The organism is Cohnella panacarvi Gsoil 349, from assembly GCF_000515335.1.
Classification (GTDB): Bacteria; Bacillota; Bacilli; order Paenibacillales; family Paenibacillaceae; genus Cohnella; species Cohnella panacarvi.
This window is the reverse complement of record NZ_KI911563.1, coordinates 34928-58242: the sequence shown is the minus strand read 5'-3', so window position 1 is coordinate 58242 and position 23315 is coordinate 34928. Positions and strand designations below refer to the sequence as shown.

22 protein-coding genes are annotated in these 23315 nt (G+C 55.6%); 10 read left to right on the top strand and 12 right to left on the bottom strand.

What is annotated here, in order from left to right:
* Positions 1 to 42 precede the first annotated feature (42 nt).
* The 6 genes from ptsP to COHPA_RS0100250 form a co-directional block, all read right to left on the bottom strand.
* Positions 43 to 1797, bottom strand: coding sequence for a phosphoenolpyruvate--protein phosphotransferase (gene ptsP / locus COHPA_RS0100275; protein ID WP_027084182.1), 1755 nt, complete (start codon positions 1795 to 1797; stop codon positions 43 to 45).
* A complete protein-coding gene (locus COHPA_RS0100270) occupies positions 1794 to 3683 on the bottom strand; it encodes a glucose PTS transporter subunit IIA (RefSeq protein ID WP_027084181.1) in 1890 nt (629 codons plus the stop codon). Before COHPA_RS0100270 ends, ptsP begins: the two co-directional genes overlap by 4 nt.
* Before the next feature lie 129 nt (positions 3684 to 3812).
* Entirely contained in the window at positions 3813 to 4241 is a 429-nt protein-coding gene (locus tag COHPA_RS0100265; protein ID WP_027084180.1) for a CoA-binding protein, read from the bottom strand.
* A 28-nt stretch (positions 4242 to 4269) separates the two neighbouring features.
* The gene (gene aroA / locus COHPA_RS0100260; protein ID WP_027084179.1) at positions 4270 to 5562 is read right to left on the bottom strand and encodes a 3-phosphoshikimate 1-carboxyvinyltransferase; all 1293 of its coding nucleotides are present in this window, start codon (positions 5560 to 5562) and stop codon (positions 4270 to 4272) included.
* 22 nt (positions 5563 to 5584) lie between these two features.
* Positions 5585 to 5977: a fluoride efflux transporter FluC gene (locus tag COHPA_RS0100255; RefSeq protein ID WP_027084178.1), complete on the bottom strand. Its 393-nt coding sequence runs from the start codon at positions 5975 to 5977 to the stop codon at positions 5585 to 5587.
* The gene (locus COHPA_RS0100250) at positions 5974 to 6354 is read right to left on the bottom strand and encodes a fluoride efflux transporter FluC (protein WP_027084177.1); all 381 of its coding nucleotides are present in this window, start codon (positions 6352 to 6354) and stop codon (positions 5974 to 5976) included. Before COHPA_RS0100250 ends, COHPA_RS0100255 begins: the two co-directional genes overlap by 4 nt.
* Before the next feature lie 96 nt (positions 6355 to 6450).
* Here COHPA_RS0100250 and COHPA_RS0100245 point away from each other — a divergent pair, with 96 nt between their 5' ends.
* Positions 6451 to 6756 carry a rhodanese-like domain-containing protein gene (locus COHPA_RS0100245; protein ID WP_027084176.1) on the top strand — a complete coding sequence of 102 codons (306 nt, stop codon included), beginning with the start codon at positions 6451 to 6453 and terminating at the stop codon, positions 6754 to 6756.
* A gap of 13 nt (positions 6757 to 6769) precedes the next feature.
* On the opposite strand, the gene COHPA_RS0100240 is transcribed toward COHPA_RS0100245, so the two are convergent.
* Positions 6770 to 7294, bottom strand: coding sequence for a shikimate kinase (locus COHPA_RS0100240; protein WP_027084175.1), 525 nt, complete (start codon positions 7292 to 7294; stop codon positions 6770 to 6772).
* A gap of 127 nt (positions 7295 to 7421) precedes the next feature.
* On the opposite strand from COHPA_RS0100240, the gene COHPA_RS0100235 reads away from it, so the two are divergent.
* Positions 7422 to 7715, top strand: coding sequence for a hypothetical protein (locus COHPA_RS0100235; RefSeq protein ID WP_027084174.1), 294 nt, complete (start codon positions 7422 to 7424; stop codon positions 7713 to 7715).
* Between the two features lie 9 nt (positions 7716 to 7724).
* On the opposite strand, the gene gndA is transcribed toward COHPA_RS0100235, so the two are convergent.
* On the bottom strand, positions 7725 to 9140 hold the full coding sequence (gndA, locus tag COHPA_RS0100230; protein WP_027084173.1) for an NADP-dependent phosphogluconate dehydrogenase: 1416 nt from the start codon (positions 9138 to 9140) through the stop codon (positions 7725 to 7727).
* 173 nt (positions 9141 to 9313) lie between these two features.
* On the opposite strand from gndA, the gene COHPA_RS0100225 reads away from it, so the two are divergent.
* Together COHPA_RS0100225 and COHPA_RS26005 are read left to right on the top strand one after the other, a co-directional pair.
* Positions 9314 to 9844: a YceI family protein gene (locus tag COHPA_RS0100225; protein WP_027084172.1), complete on the top strand. Its 531-nt coding sequence runs from the start codon at positions 9314 to 9316 to the stop codon at positions 9842 to 9844.
* A gap of 956 nt (positions 9845 to 10800) precedes the next feature.
* The gene (locus tag COHPA_RS26005; protein ID WP_169733232.1) at positions 10801 to 11208 is read left to right on the top strand and encodes a hypothetical protein; all 408 of its coding nucleotides are present in this window, start codon (positions 10801 to 10803) and stop codon (positions 11206 to 11208) included.
* Between the two features lie 440 nt (positions 11209 to 11648).
* Here the strand turns inward: COHPA_RS26005 and COHPA_RS0100215 are convergent, their stop codons facing one another.
* Entirely contained in the window at positions 11649 to 12248 is a 600-nt protein-coding gene (locus COHPA_RS0100215; RefSeq protein WP_035119776.1) for a hypothetical protein, read from the bottom strand.
* 258 nt (positions 12249 to 12506) lie between these two features.
* Here COHPA_RS0100215 and COHPA_RS0100210 point away from each other — a divergent pair, with 258 nt between their 5' ends.
* Positions 12507 to 13157, top strand: coding sequence for a YktB family protein (locus tag COHPA_RS0100210; protein ID WP_027084169.1), 651 nt, complete (start codon positions 12507 to 12509; stop codon positions 13155 to 13157).
* A gap of 116 nt (positions 13158 to 13273) precedes the next feature.
* On the opposite strand, the gene COHPA_RS0100205 is transcribed toward COHPA_RS0100210, so the two are convergent.
* Positions 13274 to 16285: an efflux RND transporter permease subunit gene (locus COHPA_RS0100205; RefSeq protein ID WP_035119772.1), complete on the bottom strand. Its 3012-nt coding sequence runs from the start codon at positions 16283 to 16285 to the stop codon at positions 13274 to 13276.
* A 328-nt stretch (positions 16286 to 16613) separates the two neighbouring features.
* On the opposite strand from COHPA_RS0100205, the gene COHPA_RS0100200 reads away from it, so the two are divergent.
* The 3 genes from COHPA_RS0100200 to COHPA_RS0100190 are packed head-to-tail and all read left to right on the top strand — an operon-like array spanning position 16614 to position 19085.
* Positions 16614 to 17369: an ABC transporter ATP-binding protein gene (locus COHPA_RS0100200; RefSeq protein ID WP_027084167.1), complete on the top strand. Its 756-nt coding sequence runs from the start codon at positions 16614 to 16616 to the stop codon at positions 17367 to 17369.
* Entirely contained in the window at positions 17366 to 18388 is a 1023-nt protein-coding gene (locus tag COHPA_RS0100195; RefSeq protein WP_027084166.1) for an ABC transporter permease, read from the top strand. Before COHPA_RS0100200 ends, COHPA_RS0100195 begins: the two co-directional genes overlap by 4 nt.
* A 25-nt stretch (positions 18389 to 18413) precedes the next feature.
* Positions 18414 to 19085: a TetR/AcrR family transcriptional regulator gene (locus COHPA_RS0100190; RefSeq protein WP_027084165.1), complete on the top strand. Its 672-nt coding sequence runs from the start codon at positions 18414 to 18416 to the stop codon at positions 19083 to 19085.
* Between the two features lie 422 nt (positions 19086 to 19507).
* Here COHPA_RS0100190 and COHPA_RS0100185 read toward each other — a convergent pair whose 3' ends face one another.
* A complete protein-coding gene (locus tag COHPA_RS0100185; RefSeq protein WP_027084164.1) occupies positions 19508 to 20686 on the bottom strand; it encodes a tetracycline resistance MFS efflux pump in 1179 nt (392 codons plus the stop codon).
* Positions 20687 to 20917: 231 nt separating this feature from the next.
* Here COHPA_RS0100185 and COHPA_RS0100180 point away from each other — a divergent pair, with 231 nt between their 5' ends.
* The gene (locus COHPA_RS0100180) at positions 20918 to 22390 is read left to right on the top strand and encodes an aminotransferase class I/II-fold pyridoxal phosphate-dependent enzyme (RefSeq protein ID WP_027084163.1); all 1473 of its coding nucleotides are present in this window, start codon (positions 20918 to 20920) and stop codon (positions 22388 to 22390) included.
* A gap of 69 nt (positions 22391 to 22459) precedes the next feature.
* On the opposite strand, the gene COHPA_RS0100175 is transcribed toward COHPA_RS0100180, so the two are convergent.
* Positions 22460 to 22750, bottom strand: coding sequence for a DUF3055 domain-containing protein (locus COHPA_RS0100175; RefSeq protein ID WP_027084162.1), 291 nt, complete (start codon positions 22748 to 22750; stop codon positions 22460 to 22462).
* Positions 22751 to 22879: 129 nt separating this feature from the next.
* Between COHPA_RS0100175 and COHPA_RS0100170 the strand changes: the two genes are divergently transcribed.
* Entirely contained in the window at positions 22880 to 23299 is a 420-nt protein-coding gene (locus tag COHPA_RS0100170; RefSeq protein ID WP_027084161.1) for a DUF1885 family protein, read from the top strand.
* Positions 23300 to 23315 lie beyond the last annotated feature (16 nt).

The window sequence follows — 23315 nt, the reverse complement described above, 5'->3', positions numbered from 1 at the left end:
TGCATGAAGGATACTCCCGTAATCGGGCGTATCCTTCTTCGTTTATGGCGCAATTCGGTCTGTCGCGGAGGTCAGCAGCTTCTCGGCGTAAAACCGTTCCGCGCTTGAGCGGATATCTCCCGCCGTCCGATACTTGAACAGCTCGCCCAGAAGGCTGCGACTATCCGCCGCTTTCGTCCGGAGCATGCACTCTTTAACCGGCAGGATCGCTTGCGCCGACAAGCTTAGCTCGTCGATGCCAAGCCCCAGCCAGATCGGCAACGCGCGAACGTCGCCCGCGAGCTCGCCGCAGACGTTGACCGGAATGCCGTGTTGGCGGGCGGCGTTAACGACGGCCCGCAGCATCCGCAACACCGCCGGATGGAACGGCTCATACAGATGGTTGATATGTTCGTTCATCCGATCGACCGCCAGCGTGAACTGAATAAGATCGTTCGTGCCGATGCTGAAGAACGCGACTTCCTCCGCGAGCAAGTCCGCGATGGCCACCGCGGCCGGAACCTCGATCATGATGCCGACTTTAATCTTGCGGCCGAACTCGTGGCCTTCCGCTTCAAGCTCCCGCCTTGCGGCATCGAGCACTTCGTTCGCTTCCCGGAACTCTTCCACGGAAGTGATCAACGGATACATGATATGGACGTCTCCGTAGATCGAAGCGCGAAGGATCGCTCTCAACTGGATTTTGAACAGATCCTTGCGATCGAGACTGAATCGAATGGCTCTGTAGCCGAGGAACGGGTTTTCTTCCATTGGAAGTTCGTAGTAATCCAATTGCTTATCCCCGCCGATATCGAGCGTTCGAATAATAAGCGAATGGCCCCCCAGCTTCTCCGCGACCGCCTTGTAAACCGAGAACTGTTCTTCTTCCGTAGGGAAACGGTCGCGATCCATGTACAGAAACTCGGTACGGAACAACCCTACGCCCTTCGCGCCGTTGTTCAGAGCGGCTTGCAGCTCTTTGAACGAACTGATGTTGGCGGCAAGGGTCAAAGTGACCCCGTCCGGCGTAATCGCGGGCACTTCGGCAAGCGTGAGCAGCCGTTCCTTCTCTTCCATCTGGCGCTTGCGCATTTCCGTATACCGCGACACCGTCTCCGGCTTCGGATCGACGTGCAGCACTCCGGTTCCGCCGTCGACGATGACGAGTTCTCCCGTCGAGATCGGAGCCGCAAGCTTGCCTTCGACGCCCATCACCATCGGAATGCCGAAAGCGCGCGCCATAATAGCCGCATGGGACGTCGGACTTCCGATCATCGTCACGACGCCGAGCACGAGCTCCGGCTTGAGATGAACGAGCTGCGAAGGGGAAAGCTCCCTTACGACGAGAATGAAAGGCTGGGAGTCCTCCGGCAGCTCGATCTCCGGCGCTCCGAGCAAATGTTTAAGCAGCCTGTTGCCCACGTCCTTGATGTCGAGCGCCCGTTCCTTCATGTACTCGTCGTCCAGCAAATCGAACATCGTCACGAAATGGTCGATCGCTTCTTTAACCGCCACTTCGGCCACCTTGTATTGCCGCTGGATGATCCCTTGAATTTCGTTCATGAACACCGGATCTTCCAGAATCGCCAGATGGGCGTCGAAGATGCTGGATTCTTGCGAGCCTACCGCTTCGTCCAGCTCGGTCTTCATCTGGTTGATTTCCGTTTTGGAGCGGCGAATGCCCTCGTAAAGCCTATCGAATTCTTTGGCTAAATCGCCTACGTCCAGCCTTTGTTCGGGAAGCTCCCACTCCCAATGCGGCAGAACGAACGCTTTGCCGATCGCGATGCCATCCGATGCTCCCAAAGCTTGAATCATTTCCCCGCCCCCTTCTTTTCTCTCTCGTTCACGACGACCGACATGACGGCCGCCTGCCCTTTTTTCACCGTCTTGAACGGCGCGAAGCGCCACGACTTGACGATCTCGGAATTCGTAATGACCATTGGCGTCGCAAGCGATTTGGCATGCTGCTTCAGCGTTGGAAGATGGAACCTGAGCAACGGCTGTCCCGGCAACACTTCGTCTCCGATGTTCACGAGCGCGGCGAAGCCTTTGCCTCCCAACTGGGAAGTGTTTATGCCGACGTGCAGCAGCACTTCCAGTCCGTCCGCCGTCTGTAGGCCGATCGCGTGCAAGGAAGGATGGATGTGAATGACCTGGCCTTTAACCGGCGCTACGAGCTCGCCTTTATCCGGGATGAAAGCGACGCCCCGCCCGACAAGCCGCCCGGCGAATATCGGATCTTCGACTTCATCCAGCGGAATCATGCGTCCTTGAACCGGCGCGTGGAATTGTACCTGCCGAACGTCCTGCTGAAGCAGCTTCTCGATTTCTTCGCGAATAAGCTCCGAGTATGTACCGAATACGACTTGCACGTGCCCGCTGCCGAGTCTGATGACGCCGGCCGCGCCGAGATGCCTGAGCGCTTGAACGTCCACTTTGCGATCGTCGTCCTCGAGCGTAAGCCGGAGTCTGGTAATGCAGGCTTCAAGCCGAACGATGTTCTCTTTGCCGCCGAGCGATTGCAGAATGAGCGGAGCCCGATAAGGAATATCGCCTGCCCAATCGTCCAGCCTCGTCGCATCCTCGCGACCCGGCGTCGTGAGCTGGAAGCGCCTGATGCTCCATCTGAACACGACATAGTAGATGACGCCTACTGCCGCGCCGACCGGCAACAGCAGCCAGCCTTTGGTCGCGAGCGGCATATTAACGACGTATTCGAATACTCCGGCGGAGAACGTGAATCCGTGCCGAATGCCCAGCTCGTAGACGACCCACATAATGCCGCCCGAGATGACGGCATGAATAAGGAATAAATAAGGAGCGACGAACAGAAACGCGAACTCGATCGGCTCCGTTATGCCGGTCAGAAAAGAACTTAATGCCGCCACCCGGAATTGCTTGCGGGTCTTGGGCTTCAAATCCTCGCGCGCCTCGTGAATAATGGCGAAAGCGATCGCGGGAAGCGCGAACATCATGGTCGGATAGAGGCCCGCCATGAAATAGCCCGCCGTCTCATCCCCCGCGAAAAACCTCGGCAAATCCCCGAAGTATACCGTCCCGCCTTCGTCTTGATATTGTCCGATCTGAAACCAGAACAGGTGATTAAGCAGATGATGAAGTCCGAACGCGACAAGAATGCGATGCAGAAATCCGTATAAGAAAATGCCGAATCCGCCGGCGGAAACGACGATCGTCCCCGACGACTCCGCGAAGCTTCTGATGGATTCGCCCGCGTAAATCATCATGATCGCGAATAACAGGGAGAAGAAGCTCATGAATAGCGGCACGAACCGCGACCCGCCGAAAAATTGCAGAAACTCCGGCAGTTGGAACGTTTTGAACCGATCGTGCGCCCAGCTTGACGCGATCCCGATGACCGCTCCCGCGAACATCGACGACTGCACGCCGTTCGGATCGTATGCCTGCGTCACCGCCTGGAATACGAACATGCCCGTCAGCGCCGCCATGCCGGCGGATGCATTCTGCCCGGACATGGCAAGCGCGATTCCGATCGCGAACACGAACGGAACGAGCTGGAAAATCTCGATGCCCGCCGCGTATAGCAAATCCTCCGCTTTCGCCCATCCGAGCGCATCCCAAGGCAATCTCGATAATAGCATGAATATCGCGGCCGCGGGCAGCACCGTCATCGGCAGCATCATAGCCCGTCCAAGCCGTTGGAGATAGCCCATACCGAACATACGTCCGTTACCCCTCCTCTCTCTCGATGGTAAGCCCGGAAGCTTTGTTTTGCAAGCGTAGCCGACCCGTCTTAAAAACGTTATGCCGCCTTCGAGGAAGACGGCACAACGTAATGGCAGTTCATAAAGCTATTGCTTCCCGTCCGGCAGAAGAATAGAGTCTTCGACCTTGATGCATCGGTCCATGATGACCGTTAAGCCGCCTTCCTCGGCGATCGCGGCCGCCTCGTCGCTTACGATGCCCAGTTGCAGCCAGAGCACCTTCGCGCCGGCGGCGACGGCGTCCTTGGCGACCTGCGGCGTATGCTCGGGACGACGGAACACGTTCACGATATCGATCGGATCGGGTACGTCCGCGAGCGTAGGATAGCATTTCTCGCCCAATATCGTCGTTGCGTTCGGATTGACCGGTATGATCCGATAGCCTTTGCGCTGCATCGCTTCGGATACCATATGCGACGTCTTGGACGGATCGTCGGACAAACCGACGACCGCGATATGGTTCGCTTCTTGCAGAATCTGCTTGATCTGCTCTCGCGAAGGATTGTCGAATGCCATTCAGGTCACTCTCCTAGGTTCGGATCTTTTAGCTTACCCACTCGACCTGCGCGCCAAGCGCCTTCAAGTGATCGAAGTAATGCGGATACGATTTCGCCACATGGTGAGCGTCTTTAATCCGAATCGGCCGCTTCGCCCGCAGGCCGACGATCGTGAGCGCCATAATCACCCGGTGATCGAAATGCGCGTCGATCTCGACTCCGCCTTCGACTCCCTCGGGACGGCCGTGCACGATGATCTCGTCGCGCTTCTCCTCCACTCTCGCGCCGGCCTTGCGAAGCTCAGCCAAGTAGTCGGTGATCCGGTCGCACTCCTTGAAACGCAAGTTCTCCACGTTGTAGAAACGCGAAGTGCCTTCCGCGAAGACGCTGGCGGCGACCATGGCCAGAACGCCGTCGGTGAACTCGTCTCCGTCGAACTCTCCCGCGACCAGCTTGCCGTTGCCTTTCACGTGAACGATGCCGTTCTCATGAGTAAGCGGCACTTGCATCGCCTTGAGCACGTCGACGACGGCGCGTTCGCCTTGTTTGCTCGTCTCGAGGAGACGGTGGACGATAACGTCCGATTGCGTAACCGATGCAGCAGCGAGAATCGCGGCCGAGCCCGGATAATCTCCTTGCACGGAATACGTCTGCGCTTTATAGCGCTGCTTGCCCGGAATTCTGTAGTGCATCAAGTCCTCGGAAGCTTCGATGACGATGCCTGCTTGCGCGAGCACTTCGAGCGTCTGGCCGACGACGACCTTCGATTTCAGATCGTGCAGCACTTCGATTTCGCTGTCCTCGTCCAGCAGCGGCGTCAGGAACAGCAGAGAGCTCAAGAACTGGGAGCTTACGCTGCCGGACACTTGAATCTTGCCGCCGCGCGGTTGCCCTCCGCGAATCGTCAGCGGGAGCTTGCCTTCCCGATGCTCGATCTTCACGCCCATGCTCTCGAGAGCGGTGATCAGATCGTCGTGCGGTCGTTTGCCCAGCGATTGCGGGTACGAATTGACGAAATGAACTTCCGGCAGCAGCGCCGCGATCGACATGACGAATCGGAGAACGGCGCCCGCATTGCCTACGTCCAATTCCTTCGAGGGACGAGGATTGCGGCCGAAGCCCGTAATGACGATCTTCTCGTCGTCTTCTTCGACGATTGCGCCGAGGTCGCGAATGCATCTGCGCATCGCTTCTCCGTCCTCGCTGTGCGCCGGATGCAAGATTGTGCTGGTGCCTTCCGCGAGCGCGGCGACGAGCAAGTAGCGCGTCGTGTAGTTTTTGGAAGACAGGGCTTGGATTTCGCCTTGAAGCCGCCCCGTCGGCGTAACGATCATATCCATCTGTTAAGCACGCTCCTAGAATCTATGTAGTAATCAAATAACCGATAACGAAATGACTGACCATGGCGCCTGCCGCGGTAAGCAAAGCACCTCCTGCGTACGTCGCGAGCAAGTACAACCCCAGCGTCTTGCGGGAAGACGTTCGCCGCATCGTCGCTTTCTGCACGTTCAGCGTGGAGTACGTCGTCAGCCCTCCGAGAACGCCTGTGGCCGCGAAAGCGTATAACGCCTCGTGCTTGTCCTGCCAACCGAGTCCGAGTAGCAATCCGATGAAGAAACACCCGGATAAGTTAACGGTGAGCGTAGCGAGATAGGAGGGTTTGTTCTTCCGGGTTGCAAGCCATCCCACTCCGTATCGAATAAGCGTTCCGATCGCCCCGCCGAGGCCGACTAGCCCGATCGTTAACAGACTCATGCGCTTCGCTCCTTACCGCCCCATGCTAAGCCTGCCGCGGCTAACGCCCATCCGACGGCGCCGCTGGCCAGCGCATAGGCTAACGCAAAGCCGTAGGCATGATTTTCCCACAATAACCACAACTGTCCGTTAAAGGCGCTGAACGTCGTGAATGCGCCCAGAAATCCCGTTCCGGCAGCTTCCTTGAACCATTGGGGCAGCTTGCCGCGAGAGGCAAGCCCGAATAATAAGCCCAGCAGCAGGCTTCCCGCTAAATTAATGAACAAGGTAGCCCAAGGGAACCCCGCTCCTCCGTTATCCGGAAAAGCAAGACCGATGCCATAGCGGGACACCGCCCCTGCGAATCCCGCGATCGCGACTGCGACGGCGATGACCATATGCTCCTCCTTGCGCCTGATAACCGTTCATTTGACAGCGGCGTATGCAGTTTCTTATGATGAACCTATCATGATCCATGGAAGGAAGTTACGACGATGAGCGCATTCGCGACCATTACGCCAGAACAATTACGAGAACGGCTGGACGCCGGACAATCCATACGCATGATCGATGTCCGCGAGCATGAAGAAGTCGCGCACGGCATGATCCAGGGCGCCGTTCATATCCCGCTCGGCCAAATTCCGCAACGCCTGGACGAAATCCCTCGCGACGAGGAAGTCGTCATCATCTGCCGCAGCGGTTACCGCAGCGACCAAGCATGCCAATACCTTGAGCAACTCGGTTACAAAGGCGCGACCAACCTCGTCGGCGGCATGCTCGCTTGGGTTAACCAGCCTTAACCGCCCGGCTGCCTCATCGCATCCAATTCAGCATCATATTCGCGACGTCCGCAGGCGATAATCGGCTCGTGTCGATCGTCGCCTGAGCGAAGTCGTACGCCCGTTGTCTCGACTCCAGCAGCGCCGTAACGCGTGCCTCCGCGTCGCCGGCGAGCAAGGGCCTCGATCCTGCCGCGGCAGAGCTCGATACGCGCTTGATCAGACTATCCTTGTCCGCCGTAAGCGCGACGACCCATCCTCCCGCAAGCATGACGCGGCGATTGCTCTCCCTTAAGACGGCTCCTCCTCCGGTGGCGACCACCTTGCCGCTTCCCGAAAGCACGTCCTCCAGCACTCGACTTTCCCAATTCCGGAAGCTTTGTTCGCCCTCTTCCGCGAACAGCTGCGGAATCGTCTTGCCCGCGCGTCGTTCGATCTCTTCGTCCGTATCGATCCGTTCCCATCCGAGACGCTCCGACAGGATCCGGCTCACCGTCGACTTCCCCGTCCCCATGAACCCGACGAGCACGATATTGCGGCACTTGCCCAGTCCGTCCACTCCTATTTCCCACTCCTTGGCAATACGCTGGTTCTACTATATCACAAAAGCCCCGAAGGTATAAATCGACGCGATTTACCGTAAGTTTGATAGTGTATGCCATATCAGATCAAAGGTGATGGTCTCCGTGAATCCCGAAACAGTCGCAGCACAAGCCGACGATCCGCTTAGAAGACTGCTCGATCCCGCCTACCCGCTCTGTCGCGACGACGTAAAAGCCGCGCTCGGCTTCATCAAGACAAAAGTGGCCGAAGGAGCGCCCGAATGGTCGGGGCTCGATCGGCCGCAGCTGCTTGCGCATTTCGTATGTTTCGCGGAGATGGCCTTGCTGCTTGTCCATCGGCGGAACCCGAGCGATAAGGAGACCGCTTGCTTCCGTCTAATGCTCAGCGAGCTTATGCCGAAGAAGCCGCTCCGATAAAAAATCTAATTAACCATTAAGCCAGTTGTGGTGGAACGTGCCTTCTTTGTCCACGCGTTTGAACGTGTGAGCGCCGAAGTAGTCGCGTTGCGCTTGCAGCAGGTTCGCCGGCAGACGTGCCGAACGGTAGCTGTCGTAGTAGGCGATCGCGCTGGCGAACGACGGTACCGGAATGCCGTACGCGACGGCCGCCGATACGACTTCGCGCCATGCGTCTTGATACGATTCCACGACGCCTTTGAAGTATTCGTCCAGCAGCAGGTTGCGAAGCTGCGGGTCGCGGTCATAGGCGTCTTTGATGTTCTGAAGGAAGCGGGCGCGGATAATGCAGCCGCCGCGGAAGATCATGGCGATATCGCCGTAACGCAAGTTCCAGCCGTACTCTTCGGAAGCTGCGCGCATTTGCGCGAAGCCTTGCGCGTAAGAGCAAATTTTGCTCGCGAACAGCGCTTTGCGCACGCTCTCGATGAACGCTTTCTTGTCGCCTTGGAAAGGCTTCGTCTTAGGACCGCTCAGCAGCTTGCTGGCCGCTACGCGCTCTTCTTTCATCGCGGACAGGAAGCGAGCGAACACGGATTCCGTAATGATGGATAACGGAACGCCCAGGTCGAGCGCGCTTTGGCTCGTCCATTTGCCCGTGCCCTTCTGTCCGGCAGCGTCGAGAATGACGTCGACCATCGGTTTGCCGGTCTCCGGATCCTTCTCCGCGAAAATATCGGTCGTGATCTCAATCAGGTAGCTGTCGAGCTCGCCTTTGTTCCATTCTTTGAAAATTTCATGAAGCTCGTCCGTGGACACGCCAAGAACGTCCTTCAGCAATTGGTAGGCTTCACAGATCAGTTGCATATCGCCGTACTCGATGCCGTTGTGGACCATCTTCACGTAGTGGCCTGCGCCGTCCGGTCCGATGTACGTGCAGCATGGGTCGCCGCCGACTTTCGCGGAGATGCCCGTCAAAATCGGCTCGACGAGACGATAAGCCTCTTCAGGTCCGCCCGGCATGATGGACGGGCCTTTCAGCGCGCCTTCTTCGCCGCCGGATACGCCGGTGCCGATGAAGTTAAAGCCTTTGGCCGTCAGTTCGCGGCTGCGGCGTTGCGTGTCAGGGAAATACGCGTTGCCGCCGTCGATGATGATGTCGCCTTTGTCGAGATAAGGCAAGAGCGACTCGATCGTCGCGTCCGTGCCTGCGCCGGCTTGTACCATGATCAGGATTTTGCGCGGCTTCTCCAAGGAATTGACGAACTCTTCTACGGAGTACGTGCCGACCAAGTTTTTGCCTTTGCCGTCCGTATTCAGCAAGTCGTGCGTTTTGTCCGCGGAACGGTTGTAGACCGCTACAGCGTAACCGCGGCTTTCAATGTTAAGTGCGAGGTTGCGTCCCATTACGGCCATACCGACGACGCCGATGTTTGCAGTGGTCATGGTTTCTCTTCATCCTTTTAACACGTTTTTTTTACACAATAACCCTATTGTACTCTTTTTAAGCCGATATGAAAACCATCTTTTACTTTATAATGTTGCAACTTAGTGCTTGCATTTTTAATTAACTTACTGTTTAATAGTAACTATAAAACGTATAGGGAGATGGATGACAGATGGCAGCAAATAATTGGAACTTGGATAAATCGCACAGCGGCATTACGTTCAGCGTTAGACACATGATGATTACGAACGTACGTGGAAGCTTCACCGAATTCGACGCGAGCGTAACGGCGGACGCAGCCGACCTGGCAAGCTTGGACGCGACGCTGACGATCGACGTAAACAGCATCGACACGAAGGACGCCGGACGCGACGGACACCTGAAATCCCCCGATTTCTTCAACGCCGAGCAGTTCCCGCAAATCACGTTCAAGAAAACTTCCCTTGTCTCCAAGGGCGGCGACGATTACGCGTTGACCGGCGATCTGACGATTCTTGGCGTAACGAAGTCCGTGACGCTGAACACGGAAATTTCCGGACCGGCGAAGGATCCATGGGGCAACGTGAAATTCGGCGTCGTCGCGGACGGCGTCATTAACCGCTCCGAGTTCGGCCTGACTTGGAACGCGGCGCTTGAGACCGGCGGTTTCCTCGTCGGCGACGCGATCAAAGTTCACATCGAGCTCGAATTCGCGCAGGCTTAATCGTAAGGTTCTTCAAGCAAAAACGGCCCTCGACCTCCCTAACCGGGAGACATCGGGGGCCGTTTTTGTCGTTCGGCCGAAAGATTCCGCTCTTGCCCTTTTCCACGATAAATAGATGTTCATCTACTAGACTGCTAGGTATAGGTACATCCTCCTTACCCTAGCCCGGCGTAATATATAGTCAATCTATAGGGAGGTGTCTATGCTTGATCGATCAACGGGCCATGAAGAAGTTAGGCAGCGTCGCTAAACGGAAATCGACAGTCTTCTTTGCGAACAAAAAGACGCTATTCATCGCGAAACCGACGATTCACGCGACGAATCAAACGACGGTAGTAAAGACGATCTGTGTGACGCCTTCGGTTCAACCGCGTAAACCTCGGCCGATTCATTGCGTCAAGAAAGGCATCACCGTCTGCAAGAAAAAACGGAAAACCCGCCGCGCGGCGGCTGTATGCCCTAAAATGCCCATCGTAAGAAAAAGAAGAACAAAAGTCGTGAGACGGGTAAAATCGAGGATCATCCAAACGACAGGCACTCCCGGACAGGCGGGACCCTCCGGATCGCAAGGAGCTCGCGGGCCGAGAGGATTCCAAGGACCCGAAGGACCTCAAGGACCTCAAGGACCTCAAGGACCTCAAGGACCTCAAGGACCTCAAGGACCTCAAGGACCTCAAGGACCTCAAGGACCTCAAGGGCCTCAAGGGCCTCAAGGACCCCAAGGACATCAAGGACCTCAAGGGGCCCAAGGGCCTCAAGGACCTCGGGGGCCTGAAGGAAAGAGAGGCAAGCGCGGACCTAAAGGCAAAGATTGCAAACGCGATATCGCTTTCTTCTGCAGCACGAACCATCAATGCATTAAAGGCGCCACGAAACCCGGACATCCCGGCGGAGCCGTTGCTTTCACGCATGAGCTCGTACATGGCAAAGCGGTGGAGTTAGAATCGCCGTCATGCATGAAAATCAACAAGAAAGGCACGTACGAGATCAGCTGGGAGGTGTTCCCGGACAAAGACAAAACCGCGTTCGGATTGTTCTTCACGCCCCGTAAGGACCACGAGCATGCCGATCATAAGCATCAAGACCGTCACGAAGATCACTGCCGCCACGGCAAGCACCATTCCCGCTGCCCTCAATGCGCCCGCGAGAAACACGAGCCGTGCGGCACGATGTTCATTCTATGCAGCAATTACGGCTCGGAAGAAGGCAAAGCGCCTTACCAAGGACAGGTCGTTACCGATCTTGAAGAAGGAATCCTATCGCTGAATCGCATCGACGACAACAAGGACGCCGAGTTGAAAAACGAAGTCGACGGATGCACGCCCGTCGTCAGCGCTTCGATCGTTATCAAGCGAATTTGTTAACTTAAAAGAAAATCGATCATTTTATAAAAATGGTGGCTACAGGGGGACTATCCCTGTGCCACCATTTCGCAGATTTCCGCCTCAACTGCACGGAGTACAGTTCGTTATCATAAAATCGACCTTTTTCTACTGAATAACTGCATCGAATGCATCTCATTATCTCCGAAACCGTCAGAACTCTCATCTTCTACAAAATAACTACACTTCGTACCGTTCACAGGTCAAGGAGTATCCCAGCGATTGGAATACCTGCCATTCATACAGTTAGTGTCGGGCGATGATGCCGCGTTGGCGCCTAGTTGATATCGATCAGTCATCGCGCTATTTCGTGCATCGCCGCCACTTGCGTTCCAGTAACTCGATCTCACCGATAAAAACGAAAGAGGCGTCCCTCGGTCGGATCGACCATTGGGACAACCTCTTTGATATCGGCAAACTCGTCACAGCTCCAACAATAGCATCTCGACGCGCATCGCTCTCAGCTTTTCCTTGGATGTCTCCGCATCTTCCGCGCGCCCTTCCGCTAACGCTTCATGAAGCACGGCCAGCTCATAGTCGATTTCTAAACGTAAGACGCCCGCACGATGCTCGGCCCGCTTCGATCTGAACGCCTGGACCATGTCTTCGATCGTGATTTGAGGCCTTTTCTGATAAATAATCCGATGTTCCATGCCGGACACCTCCACGAGACGGATAATTTCGCCGAACATAATGTTCTCAATGCTAAGCACTTGACGGTCGCGGAATCTCTTCACAATGGCGTGACCGCGGGTTTCGCCAATGAGCTTTTCGATCCACTGCGCCAGCTTCTCGTCTTTGACCAAGTAATCGCCGATCATCTTATAGCGATTAAGCACCCGCTGGAACTTCAGCTTCAGCAGCTTACGTCCGGTTCGCACGGACACGATGAACAGATGATCGTTCTCGTTCCAATACAGCGAGTACCCTTCCTGGATGAGTTCGCGGATGAGATTCTGGATCTGGCGGCGATCGAATCGAAGCTCGAGGTTGCAATATTCCACTTCGTGACTGCGGTTCACGGCCATCCCCCCTCCTGCGTTCATCGCGCGGTTTGAGTTGTTGACCGAATTGTCTGAATATTCTTTCTTAGTTATATCTTATACTCCATCTTATGTTATGGCAACTTGGTTTCTTGACTATTTTCGAGCGGCAGGGCGACCAATTTTAACCGGTATGGAGAACGGCTGGAACGGTTACCATGGCGTTGGATGGAGTGATATAATATATTCCATGTTATTGCCCAACTATTCGAGATAAGGTAAGGAGAAGCCGGTCAGATGAGCCAACCGACAACCGCAACGTCCCCTTTTACGGGATTTACGAATGAAGATTTCGCCGTGTTCGAGATCGAGGGTCTGGAACCGCGCATGAACGCGTTAATCGAGACCGTGCGGCCTAAGCTGCACCAGCTTGGCGATCGACTTTCCGATTATTTAAGCAAGTTGTGCGGGGAGACGATGTTCCCGCATGTAGCCAAACATGCAAGGCGAACCATCAACCCGCCGAGCGACACCTGGGTCGCGTACGCCAATAACAAACGCGGCTACAAGGCTTATCCTCATTTTCAAATCGGCCTTTGGTCGACGCATGCATTCATTCAATTCGCCATCATCTACGAGTGCCCGCGCAAGGCCGAATTCTCGGATCGCGCGCTTGCCGAGCTCGCTTCCGTTCGCCGGTCCGTGCCGAGCGGCTTCGTATGGTCGAAGGACCATATGGTTCCCGAAGGACTGCCGCACGAGAGCCTAAGCGACGAGGAACTCTCCGAATTGTTCGTGCGCCTTAAGACGTTCAAAGCCGCGGAGCTGACTTGCGGCATCCATATTCAGCGCGACGAAGCCATGCGCATGGACGGAGAAGCGTTCGTGAAACTGGCGGAGCAGACGTTCGCGAAGCTTATGCCGCTGTATCGAATGGCCATGGCCTAACTAAACGGAAAAAAATTACATGTTCTGTAAACCTCGCACCGATTAAAGATTAAGGGGGTGTCTCCAAAGTCATTTCTAATGACTTTGGGGACACCCCCTTCTCATACTCGGTGTGCTTATGCTGCCGCAGTAGCTTGGTTAGCCGCCGTTTTGCGTTGTTTCGCGGATTTGCGGAAGAACAGCAATTCATAGATACAAGGTACGATGACGAGCGTAAGCAGCGTAGCGACCGCCAAGCCGCCGATGACGACGATGGCAAGGCTTTGGGATACGATGCTGCCGCTATCCGACGTGCCGAACACGAGCGGAAGCATGGCGCAGATCGTCGCGATTGCGGTCATGAGGATCGGACGCATCCGGGTTCCGGCCGCTTCGATAAGGGATTCGCGAATCGTCATGCCGCTCGTTTCGTTCTGTCTTACGCGGTCAAGCAACACGATTGCGTTCGTGACTACGACGCCAATCAGCATGACAACACCGAAGATCGCGGTAAAGTCCGGCGTAATATCGGCGATCAATAGACCAAGCACCGCGCCGATCGGAACGAACAAGATCGTGGACAGCGCCGCGAGCGGAGCGCGGAGCGTCTTGAACGTAACGACCATGATCAAGTAAGCGACTGCGATACCGACTAGACCCATGATGAACAGATCGATGAAATCTGCCGCCTGATCGGCTTGCGCGCCGCCAACGTTAAGCTTAATGCCCTCCGGCGGCGTAATTTTATTCATTTCCGTGCTAATTTTCGCGCCGACGATCGACAACTGGGACGGTTCGACCGTTGCGGTTACGCGGACATAGCTTTTGCCGTCTTTATGGAAGAACTGCGTAGACTTCTCTTCTTTGACCCATTCTGCGATGCTGGAAACCGGTTTAGGACCTTCGTCCGTCATAACGGTCAGATTGGCAAGGTCGGTCTCGGATTGCGGTTTAAGCACTGGATCCAATACGACCGACAAGATTTGACCGCCGCTGTTGATCGTACCGATCGGCACCGGATTCAACATGCCTTGCAATTGCGCGGATATATCTCCCGCTTTCGCTTGGGACGGATCGACTCTGAGCGTGTAACTCGTCTTCTTCTCATCTTGATTGCTTTCGACTTTCAGTACGTCTTTGATCGGTTTGATGGCCGCGATGACTTCTTCGGACGTCTTCGAGATTTGCTCGAGATCGTTGCCGGTGACGTCGACGAACACTTGCGTGCTGCTGCCGCCCATGAAGTTTCCGGCTCCCGCGGTCAGATCGGCGCCTGGGTAGTTAGCGCGTTCTGCATTAACCGCGTTGATAATATTCTCCGCATCCTCGCCGTCTTTGATCTGGACCATATAGGATACGAGCGTCGGCGATTGAACGCCGCCGTATTTGGCGGCATCGGCACTGTTGCCCATCGACATGTTAACCCATTCTTGCTCTTCTTGGCTCATCAGGAACGCTTCAAGCTTCTTGCCGTTCTCGAATACTTGGTCAAGCGGCGTATCCGGCTTGTATTCGAGCGAGATCGTCAACGTATCCGCGCTGGATTGGTCTAGCGCGCCCTTCGGCATGGAGAAGTACGTTCCGACCGAACCGATAAGCAGCACGAACGCAACGAGAATCGGCACCCATTTGAAGCGAAGATTCCAACGAAGGAAGTTCATGAACCGTTTGCTCGGATTGTGCTCTTTGATCGTCGAATTTTTCAACACGCTGGCGCTGAGCATCGGAACGACGGTCAATGCGACAAGCAACGAGGATAACAGCGAGTAAGTGACCGTCAACGCGAAAGGCAGCAAGAAGTCTTGCAGGCTGCCGCGCAGCAAGCCCATCGGCAAGAACACCGCGACGGTCGTCAACGTGGAAGCGGTAATCGCCCTGGCTACCTCGCGAGTAGCGTCGATGACGATATCGACGGAAAACTTTTCTTTCTGCAATCTACGGAAAATGTTCTCGATAACGACGATGCTGTCATCGACCAGACGTCCGACCGCAACCGCGACGCCGCCCAGCGTAAGAATATTCAGCGTAATGCCGGACATGTCGAGCATGTAAAGAGTCATTCCTAGAGATAACGGAATCGAGATGATCGTGACGAGCGTCGCGCGAACATTCCGCATGAACAACAGAATGACGATCGTCGCGAACAGCGCGCCCATAAGAACTTCGCGCATCATGCTATTGACGGAATGAACGACTTGCTCGGAAGTGCTGATCATGACGCGCAGGTCGATCTCTTTATTTTCCTCGTTCAACTTCTCGATGGCTTTATCCACGCCCTCGCCGACTTTTACGGCGTTTGCGCTGGCGCTCTTAGAGACGATCAGCATTAGCGCGTCTTTACCATCGATGCGATTCACGCTTTCTTTATTGTCGACCAACCGAACTTCCGCCACGTCGCTAAGTAAGACGCCTTGGCTTACCGGCAGTTTCTTCAACGATTCAACGTCGTCGAGGGTTCCTTGAACGTTCAGGTTAACGATCTGGCCGTCGATCGTGCTCTCGCCGATCGAAGCGGAGGCGCTGCGCCCTTGCAGCACGCCGTACAACGCTTGAAGCGGTACGCCTGTGTCCGCGAGCTTGGCAAGATCCGGAGTAACCGTCACCTTAGGAAGCGTCTTGCCGGAAAGCTGCACTTCGCCTGCGCCGTCGATGTCGCGGAACGTATCGCCGACAAGCTGTTCGAGCTTTTCCTTCTGCGCTTCCGTTACGTCGTCGTTGAACGTCAGGGAGACGAACGAGATCGGAATCATCGAAGTGTTGAACTGCACGACGTATGGAGGCGATACGCGCTCCGGAAGCTGAACGGCGTTCACGGCGCGCTCGACTTCCAGCTTCGCTTCCTTCATGTTCGTGCTGGAATCGAAATTTAAATTGACTTGGGAAAAACCGTCTCCCGACGTGGAGAACGTATTCGTCTTCCCTTTAATTCCGGCAAGAGCCTGCTCCAGCGGATTCGTCACCGATTGCTCCATCGAGGCGGCATCATATCCCGGTCCGATGACCGATACGGTAACCTGCGGGTTATCGGCTTCCGGAACGAGCTCCATCGGCAGCTTAAAGTAACTGAAAATGCCAAGACCAAGCACCATAACAATCAAGATGGCAATGGCCGACTTGTTGCGAAACGCTCCTTGAATAAAAGACCTCACTTTAGAATAGTCCCCTTCCAACTCCATAATTTTCTACTCGTCGATCACATAACAAGCATAACGGGTCTGCTTCCCGCGCAAAAACGGCTCAAGACCGGATTTATACCTGGACTCAAGTCGGAGTCGGTTTGCGGCTGAAGTCTCCTTCCCGCTATTTTCCGCCTCAGTATATCGCTTGATTATGAACGGGATATGAACGCACAGCCCATCCTATCACGATTTTGTTAATAATGCGTTAGCGCGCATTCCTTTTTTATGTACTTTTTAACATTCCGGATTATAATGGAAGTGAGTAATCACTCACTATTCGAAAAAGGGGAAATGACGCATGTCCGATTCGGCATCCGAAGCCGGCATAATCGCTGGCCCATGCATTGTCGTAGACCGGGTTTCCAAACTTTACGGTAAGTGTACCGTGCTCGATCAAGTGTGCCTCGAAGTCCGCAAAGGCGAAATATTCGGCTTGCTCGGACCTTCGGGTTCGGGGAAAACGACGCTTGTGCGGCTCATTACCGGACTCGACGTTCCGAATGCCGGTAATGTGGAGCTGCTTGGGGAACCCATGCCGCAGCTAAGCATGCTGGCCCGCATCGGATACATGGCTCAATCGGACGCGCTATATGGCGAGCTCACCGCCCGGGAGAATCTCGCTTTCTTCGCATCGTTGTATGGAATGAAGGGTGCCGGGCTCGCCAAGAGAATCAATGAAGCTGCCGAGCTCGTTAACCTGTCGGGGGAGCTCGGAAAGCAAGTCGCGTTATTCTCCGGAGGGATGAAACGGCGCCTATCGCTGGCGGTCGCTCTGATGCACGAGCCCGAGGTGCTGGTGCTGGATGAGCCGACCGTCGGCATCGATCCCGTGCTCCGCAAGTCGATCTGGCAGGAGCTGGACGGACTGCGCAAGCAAGGCGTCACCGTCCTCGTAACGACGCACGTGATGGACGAGGCGGACAAATGCGACAGGCTGGCGATGATCAGGGACGGCCGAGTCATCGCGGCAGGCAGCCCCGACGAGTTGAAGCTCGCAACCGGTTCGGCCTCGATGGAGGAAGCGTTCGTCGCTTACGGAGGTGGCGTACAATGAGAATTCGCTCGCTAGCCCTTCGAATCGTCCGCCAGATCGTCAAAGACAAACGTACGCTTGCGCTCATGTTGATCGCGCCTCTGCTCGTGCTGACGCTCATGAAATTCGTGTTCGACGGCCAATCGGTCAATCCGCGCGTCGGCATCGTCGATTATCCGCATCAGATCGTTGCCGCGCTGGCTTCCACTGGAGCGGATATCTCGGAGTTTAGCGATGAAGACTCGGCCATGCGGGCGCTTGAACATGACGATCTTGACGCGCTCGTATCCATACGCGACGGTCAGCCGCACGTCTTGCTCGAAGGGAGCAGTCCGACGAAGAACCGCAACGTGATGTCGGCCCTGCAGGAAGCGTTGGAGCCGTTCAGACCCGAGGAGTTCAAGCTTTCCGTGGCGTTTGCGCACGGGTCCGGCGATCTGAACATTTTCGATTATTACGGCTCCGTGCTCGTCGGCTTCTTCTCGTTCTTCTTCGTTTTCCTGATCGCCGGGGTTTCCTTCCTCCGCGAGCGCACGACGGGGACGCTTGCCAGACTGCTGGCCACGCCGCTTCGTCGCTGGGAGATCGTCGCGGGCTACTTGCTCGGCTTCGGGATTTTCACGTTGCTTCAGGCTACGTTAATCGCTTGGTATTCGACGGGCGTGCTGGGCATCGCGTTGGAAGGCTCTATGTTCATGGTCCTTATAATGAATTTGTTGCTCGCGATCGCCGCGCTTACGTTAGGAACGCTATTGTCGGCCTACGCGCAGAACGAGTTTCAAATATTCCAATTCATACCTCTAGTAATCATACCGCAAATTTTCTTCGCCGGACTGATCGAGCTGGATTCGATGCCGGAATGGCTGCAGGCGCTCGGGCACGCTTTGCCGCTCTACTATGGTTCCGCTGCTTTGCGCGATATTATGCTCCGCGGCGCGGGTTGGAGCGAGGTGTGGTCCGACGCGCTGGCGCTCTGCTGCTTCTCCCTCGCTTTCGCGGCGCTCAACGTCGCAGCATTGCGCAAGCACCGCCGCATATGATGATATTCGGATTGGGGGTTCTACGATGAATGATTCGATGGAACATTGGATGGAGGAGTTGCTTCGCAAAGACGACGGGGAGCGAATGACCGACAAGCAAACCCGGATCGTCAGAGCCGCGATCGAAGTGTTCGCGGAGAAAGGATATTCCGGCGCGGCAACGAGCGAGATCGCGCAGCGAGCCGAAGTGGCCGAAGGGACGATCTTCAGACACTACAAGACGAAGAAAGAATTGCTCTATGCCATCGTCTCTCCCATCGCGGCGAGATTGATCGAACCTTTCGTCCTGCGCGATCTGTACCCGCTGTTCGATACGCCGCATCCGACGTTCGAAGGCTTCGTCCGGGCGATCCTCGACAATCGAATCGCCTTCATCGAAAGCAACATTAAAGTCATCCGTATCATGCTTCAGGAAGTTCCTTTCCATGCCGAGCTACGCGACCGGTTCCTTGGCGTAGTCGGTCAACGGATGCTCCCGCGCATCGCCCGCGCGCTTGAGCATTACCGCGCGAAAGGACAGATCGAGGCGATGCCGGCGCTCACGACGATTCGGCTCGCGGGCTCCTCCCTCTTCGGTTACTTGATCACGCGATTCCTGATCGCGCCGGACGATTGGAACGACGGCGAAGAGAGAGAAGCGACGCTCCAATACATGCTGCGGGGGTTGGGTTACCGGGCGTCGGAGACCACCTCGTGAACGGCGACGATAACCGTGACTACCGGAGCGAGCACGACCGTAGTGACCACGACGATGACGGTGCAACCGCGACGATGACGGTGCAACCGCGACGATGACGGTGCAACCGCGACGATGACGGTGCAACCGCGACGATGCGAAGTAACAACCATTTGCAGTTATTTCGTTTGTTTCATGTCCTAGTGAATCGAATAATAACCATTTGCAGTTATTTATTCGCCGCTAGACCGAGTAAGCCCAAACTCGAGAAAGTAACTATTGATTTGTTGTTATTTCGCGTTAACCGGCCAATCTGCTGAAAATATCTGTCGAATTGTCGTTATTTTCCCGCTGACACAGCAAAAAACCTCCGATAACGGCCTCCTGAGCGAAGGGGATATCGGAGGTTTTAGTTTTGGTTATGGTTTTGGTTGCGAATACGATTACGCCCGCGAGCTAGCTGCCCGCTTATCCATGCTCCGGAACTGCGCGAGCAAACCGAGTGCCGCTAGCGACAGCGCGCCAGAGACGACGAACGGAAGCCAGCCGGTAATGGCGAGCAGCCCTGCGCCGAGGAGTGGACCGACGATCCGGCCGAGGCTGTCCATCGACGAGCTAAGACCGGAAGCGATTCCTTGACCGACCGTCGTCTTCTGGGTAATAAGCGACGTGACGCAAGGCTTAATGAGCGAGTTGCCGATGCCGAAAATGCACAGGTACACCGTCGCGAGCCCCCAACTGTTGGCGGTCAGCAACAAGAAGAATCCGGCTGCCGAGATGACCAGCCCGAGCGCGATGTACGCGCCCTCCTGCCCTTTCTTCACGCGCCGCCGAACGACGCCGCCTTGAATGAGCGCGCCAGCGAGTCCGCAGAAGAAGAACATAAGCCCGATCTGCTTCGGCGTTACATCGTACTTATCCATCCCGTATAGCTGGAGCGTGGATTCCAGAATCGCAAGCGAGAACGTCACGAAGAAAGCAAGCACGTACAGCGCTTTAAGCGGTCCTTGGAACGCAATCCAACGGGACGGTTTCGCGGCGCGCGAGCGCGATGCGCGACGTTCCGGCGGGAGCGACTCTTCCAATTTAAGCAGCGCGGCGATGAAGACGGCGAACGAGAGTCCCGCTGCCGCGAAGAACGGCGTATGATGCGAGATATCGCTAAGAAAGCCGCCGAAACCAGGACCGAACGTAAATCCGAGCCCGATGCTCATTCCGACGACCGCCATCCCCTTCGTACGATCCTCCTCGGTCGTAATATCCGCTACGTACGCGACGATGCAAGATACGACGGCGCCGGAGAATAACCCTCCGAGCACGCGCGAAGCATACATGAGGACGAGGTTGTCGCCCGACAATCCGAACAGCAAGAAGCTTATGCTGAAGCCCAGCACGCCGATCATGATAACCGGGCGCCTTCCGATCGATTCGGATAACCTTCCCCATACCGGGCTTAGAATGAACGACATGAGCGAGTAAACCGCGAGCATCGCTCCGGTGTGCCAGTTCGCCGAATCAGCGCTTACGTCGCTGACGAGCTGAGGCAGAACGGGAATAATGATGCCGAAGCCGATGAAGATCGTGAAGAGCATGAGCCCAACGATTGCCAATTTGCTTTTCAAAGCTGTTCTCTCCTCTATTTAGGCAGTAACAGGCACTCATCGGCGCCTCAATATATACTAGATGGTAGCATACGTGAATCGATGTTCCAAATGGGATTCTGATGACGTTTTGGTGACAAGTTGCGCGAATATCGGACAAACATTGATTTCCCCCCCATTTTTGTTATACTCATGCTTGTTTGCAATACGTTGTTTCCTTATGGAAGGTTAAAAGAAAGGCAGGGGCATCCCATGGATCATCAACGCACCCCTTTATTCGACGCGCTTCGCAAGCATGCGGAGCAGAATCCCGTGCAATTCCACATTCCCGGTCACAAGAAGGGCTCCGGAATGGACCCGGAATTCCGCGATTATATCGGCCCTAACGTACTGAACATCGACTTGATCAATATCGCCCCGTTGGACGATTTGCACCAACCCGTCGGCGTGATCCAAGAAGCGCAGCGGCTTGCGGCCGACGCGTTCGGAGCGGATGTGACTTACTTCTCCGTCCAAGGGACAAGCTCGGCGATCATGACGATGATCCTGTCCGTCTGCGGCACGGGAGATAAAATCATCGTTCCCCGGAACGTTCATAAATCGGTATTGTCCGCCATCATATTCGCCGGCGCGCGCCCGGTCTTCTTGTCTCCGGTCCGCGATCGCAACCTCGGCATCGACCACGGCGTTACGACGAGGTCCGTCCGGCGCGCCCTCGAGCGCCATCCGGACGCCGCGGCCGTTCTGATCATTAATCCGACGTACTTCGGCGTGTGTACCCATTTGAAGGAAATCGTCGATCTCGTTCATGAATACGACATTCCGGTTCTGGTGGACGAGGCACACGGCGCATTGATCCATTTCTCCGAGAAATTGCCGTTATCCGCCATGCAAGCTGGCGCAGACATCGCCGCGACGAGCGTGCACAAGCTTGGCGGCTCGATGACGCAAAGCTCGATCTTGAACTTGCAGGGCAACCTCGTCAATCCGCAGCGCGTGCAGACGATAATGAGCTTGCTCACGACGACGTCCACCTCCTATCCGCTGCTCGCGTCGCTCGACACGGCGCGGAGACAGCTGGCGCTTCGCGGCCAAGAGTTGGCGGACCGTACGGTAGCATTGGCATGCTCCGCCCGCGAGGCGGTCAACGGGATCCCGGGCTTGTATTCGTTCGGCGAAGAGCTTCTCGGAGAAGAAGCGACGTTCGACTTCGATCCTACGAAACTGACCGTTCATGTCCGCAAGCTCGGCATTACCGGCTACGATGCGGAGAACTGGCTGCGCGAGCACTTCAACCTCGAAGTCGAAATGAGCGATATGTACAACGTGCTCTGCCTCATTACGCCAGGGGACGACGAAAGCTCGATCGCGATCCTGCTTCAGGCTCTTCAAGCTTTATCCGACGCGCATATCGGCCAAGCGACTTCGATTCAAGAAGTCGTCATCGAGATCCCGGAAATCCCGCACCTCTCCTTAACGCCGCGCGACGCGTTCTACGGAGAGACGGAGCTCGTACCGTTCCGCGAATCGGCAGGCCGCATCATCGCCGAGTTCATCTACGTATATCCGCCGGGAATTCCGATCTTGCTGCCGGGCGAAGTCATCTCGCAAGAAAATATCGATTACATCGTCGATCACATCGAAGTCGGTTTGCCGGTCAAAGGACCCGAGGATCGTACGATCGAGTTCGTGAAAGTGATCGTGGAAGAAACCGCGATATCTTAAAACGAATATAACCCTGTCTCCCGAGCGTCGGGAGACAGGGTTATTTCATTGTCACACCGGCGATGCGCCTTAAAATTGCTCGCTGCTCGATAATACCGGCAGCCTGTTCCTTAGCAGAGCCCGCAGCTCTTCCGCTGCCTGCGCGTTCGGAAGCTGAAATTTAGAACGCATAAGGTCCATGTCCTGGAGATCGTCCGCGCACAGCGGAGAGGAGCGGCCGGTTTGCATGCATACGACGAGCGGTTTGCCGTAGAAAAGGCTCGTATAGACGATTGCGAAATCGAATCTGCTCGCTTCGGATACGCAGCCTACGAAGTTGACGTTCGACGACTCGATTACGTCGTACAGTTGATCCAGCATGTCGCTTCCTCCCTCGCATAATTATCTGAATATTACGATTATTTTACCACCAACGGCTTGACCTCGGCAATAAGGCAAACGTTGCCAACGATTACGCTGGATGCTATGATGGGCGTGGGGGTGGATCCGATGAGTCAAAGCGCTTACATACGTCTTGTTCAAGGCTCTGCGCTGGCCGAAATCGATCTGAACGGCGTCAAAGAGCAGCTAACCCATTATAGGCAGCAGGTTACGTTAACCGGCAAGCAGCTTGGCTGGGAGTACGAGGAAGCTGCATTCCCTTACAGCGTAGAGACGAAGCCCGACGCGGGCGACGGATGGTTCTACTTGAAGGGCAACAATCCGATGTACAAGTACATCGTGTTCGGTACCGACAAGAAGGAAGAAGACGGCACGGTCATTCCCTACATTCATGTCGTGCTTCCCGACGGCGCTACGCATGGCGACAAGGCGAAGGCGAACGAGCTATGCAAGTGGATCGGTCGCAAGCTTCAAGCCGAAGTCAAGATGTTCAACGGAAGAACGATCTATTATAATCCTCGCAAATAAACCGACGAAGGGGCTA

Excerpts from the sequence above, each read along its gene's own strand:
- COHPA_RS0100210 (WP_027084169.1), top strand. The coding sequence starts at position 12,507 with ATGAGCCAACCGACAACCGCAACGTCCCCTTTTACGGGATTTACGAAT.
- COHPA_RS0100255 (WP_027084178.1), bottom strand. The coding sequence starts at position 5,977 with ATGAGTCTGTTAACGATCGGGCTAGTCGGCCTCGGCGGGGCGATCGGA.
- COHPA_RS0100195 (WP_027084166.1), top strand. The coding sequence starts at position 17,366 with ATGAGAATTCGCTCGCTAGCCCTTCGAATCGTCCGCCAGATCGTCAAA.
- COHPA_RS0100190 (WP_027084165.1), top strand. The coding sequence starts at position 18,414 with ATGAATGATTCGATGGAACATTGGATGGAGGAGTTGCTTCGCAAAGAC.
- COHPA_RS0100270 (WP_027084181.1), bottom strand. The coding sequence starts at position 3,683 with ATGTTCGGTATGGGCTATCTCCAACGGCTTGGACGGGCTATGATGCTG.
- gndA (WP_027084173.1), bottom strand. The coding sequence starts at position 9,140 with ATGACCACTGCAAACATCGGCGTCGTCGGTATGGCCGTAATGGGACGC.
- COHPA_RS0100250 (WP_027084177.1), bottom strand. The coding sequence starts at position 6,354 with ATGGTCATCGCCGTCGCAGTCGCGATCGCGGGATTCGCAGGGGCGGTG.
- aroA (WP_027084179.1), bottom strand. The coding sequence starts at position 5,562 with ATGGATATGATCGTTACGCCGACGGGGCGGCTTCAAGGCGAAATCCAA.
- COHPA_RS0100175 (WP_027084162.1), bottom strand. The coding sequence starts at position 22,750 with ATGCTGGATCAACTGTACGACGTAATCGAGTCGTCGAACGTCAACTTC.
- COHPA_RS0100265 (WP_027084180.1), bottom strand. The coding sequence starts at position 4,241 with ATGGCATTCGACAATCCTTCGCGAGAGCAGATCAAGCAGATTCTGCAA.
- COHPA_RS26005 (WP_169733232.1), top strand. The coding sequence starts at position 10,801 with ATGAAAATCAACAAGAAAGGCACGTACGAGATCAGCTGGGAGGTGTTC.
- COHPA_RS0100200 (WP_027084167.1), top strand. The coding sequence starts at position 16,614 with ATGTCCGATTCGGCATCCGAAGCCGGCATAATCGCTGGCCCATGCATT.
- ptsP (WP_027084182.1), bottom strand. The coding sequence starts at position 1,797 with ATGATTCAAGCTTTGGGAGCATCGGATGGCATCGCGATCGGCAAAGCG.
- COHPA_RS0100245 (WP_027084176.1), top strand. The coding sequence starts at position 6,451 with ATGAGCGCATTCGCGACCATTACGCCAGAACAATTACGAGAACGGCTG.
- COHPA_RS0100170 (WP_027084161.1), top strand. The coding sequence starts at position 22,880 with ATGAGTCAAAGCGCTTACATACGTCTTGTTCAAGGCTCTGCGCTGGCC.
- COHPA_RS0100225 (WP_027084172.1), top strand. The coding sequence starts at position 9,314 with ATGGCAGCAAATAATTGGAACTTGGATAAATCGCACAGCGGCATTACG.
- COHPA_RS0100180 (WP_027084163.1), top strand. The coding sequence starts at position 20,918 with ATGGATCATCAACGCACCCCTTTATTCGACGCGCTTCGCAAGCATGCG.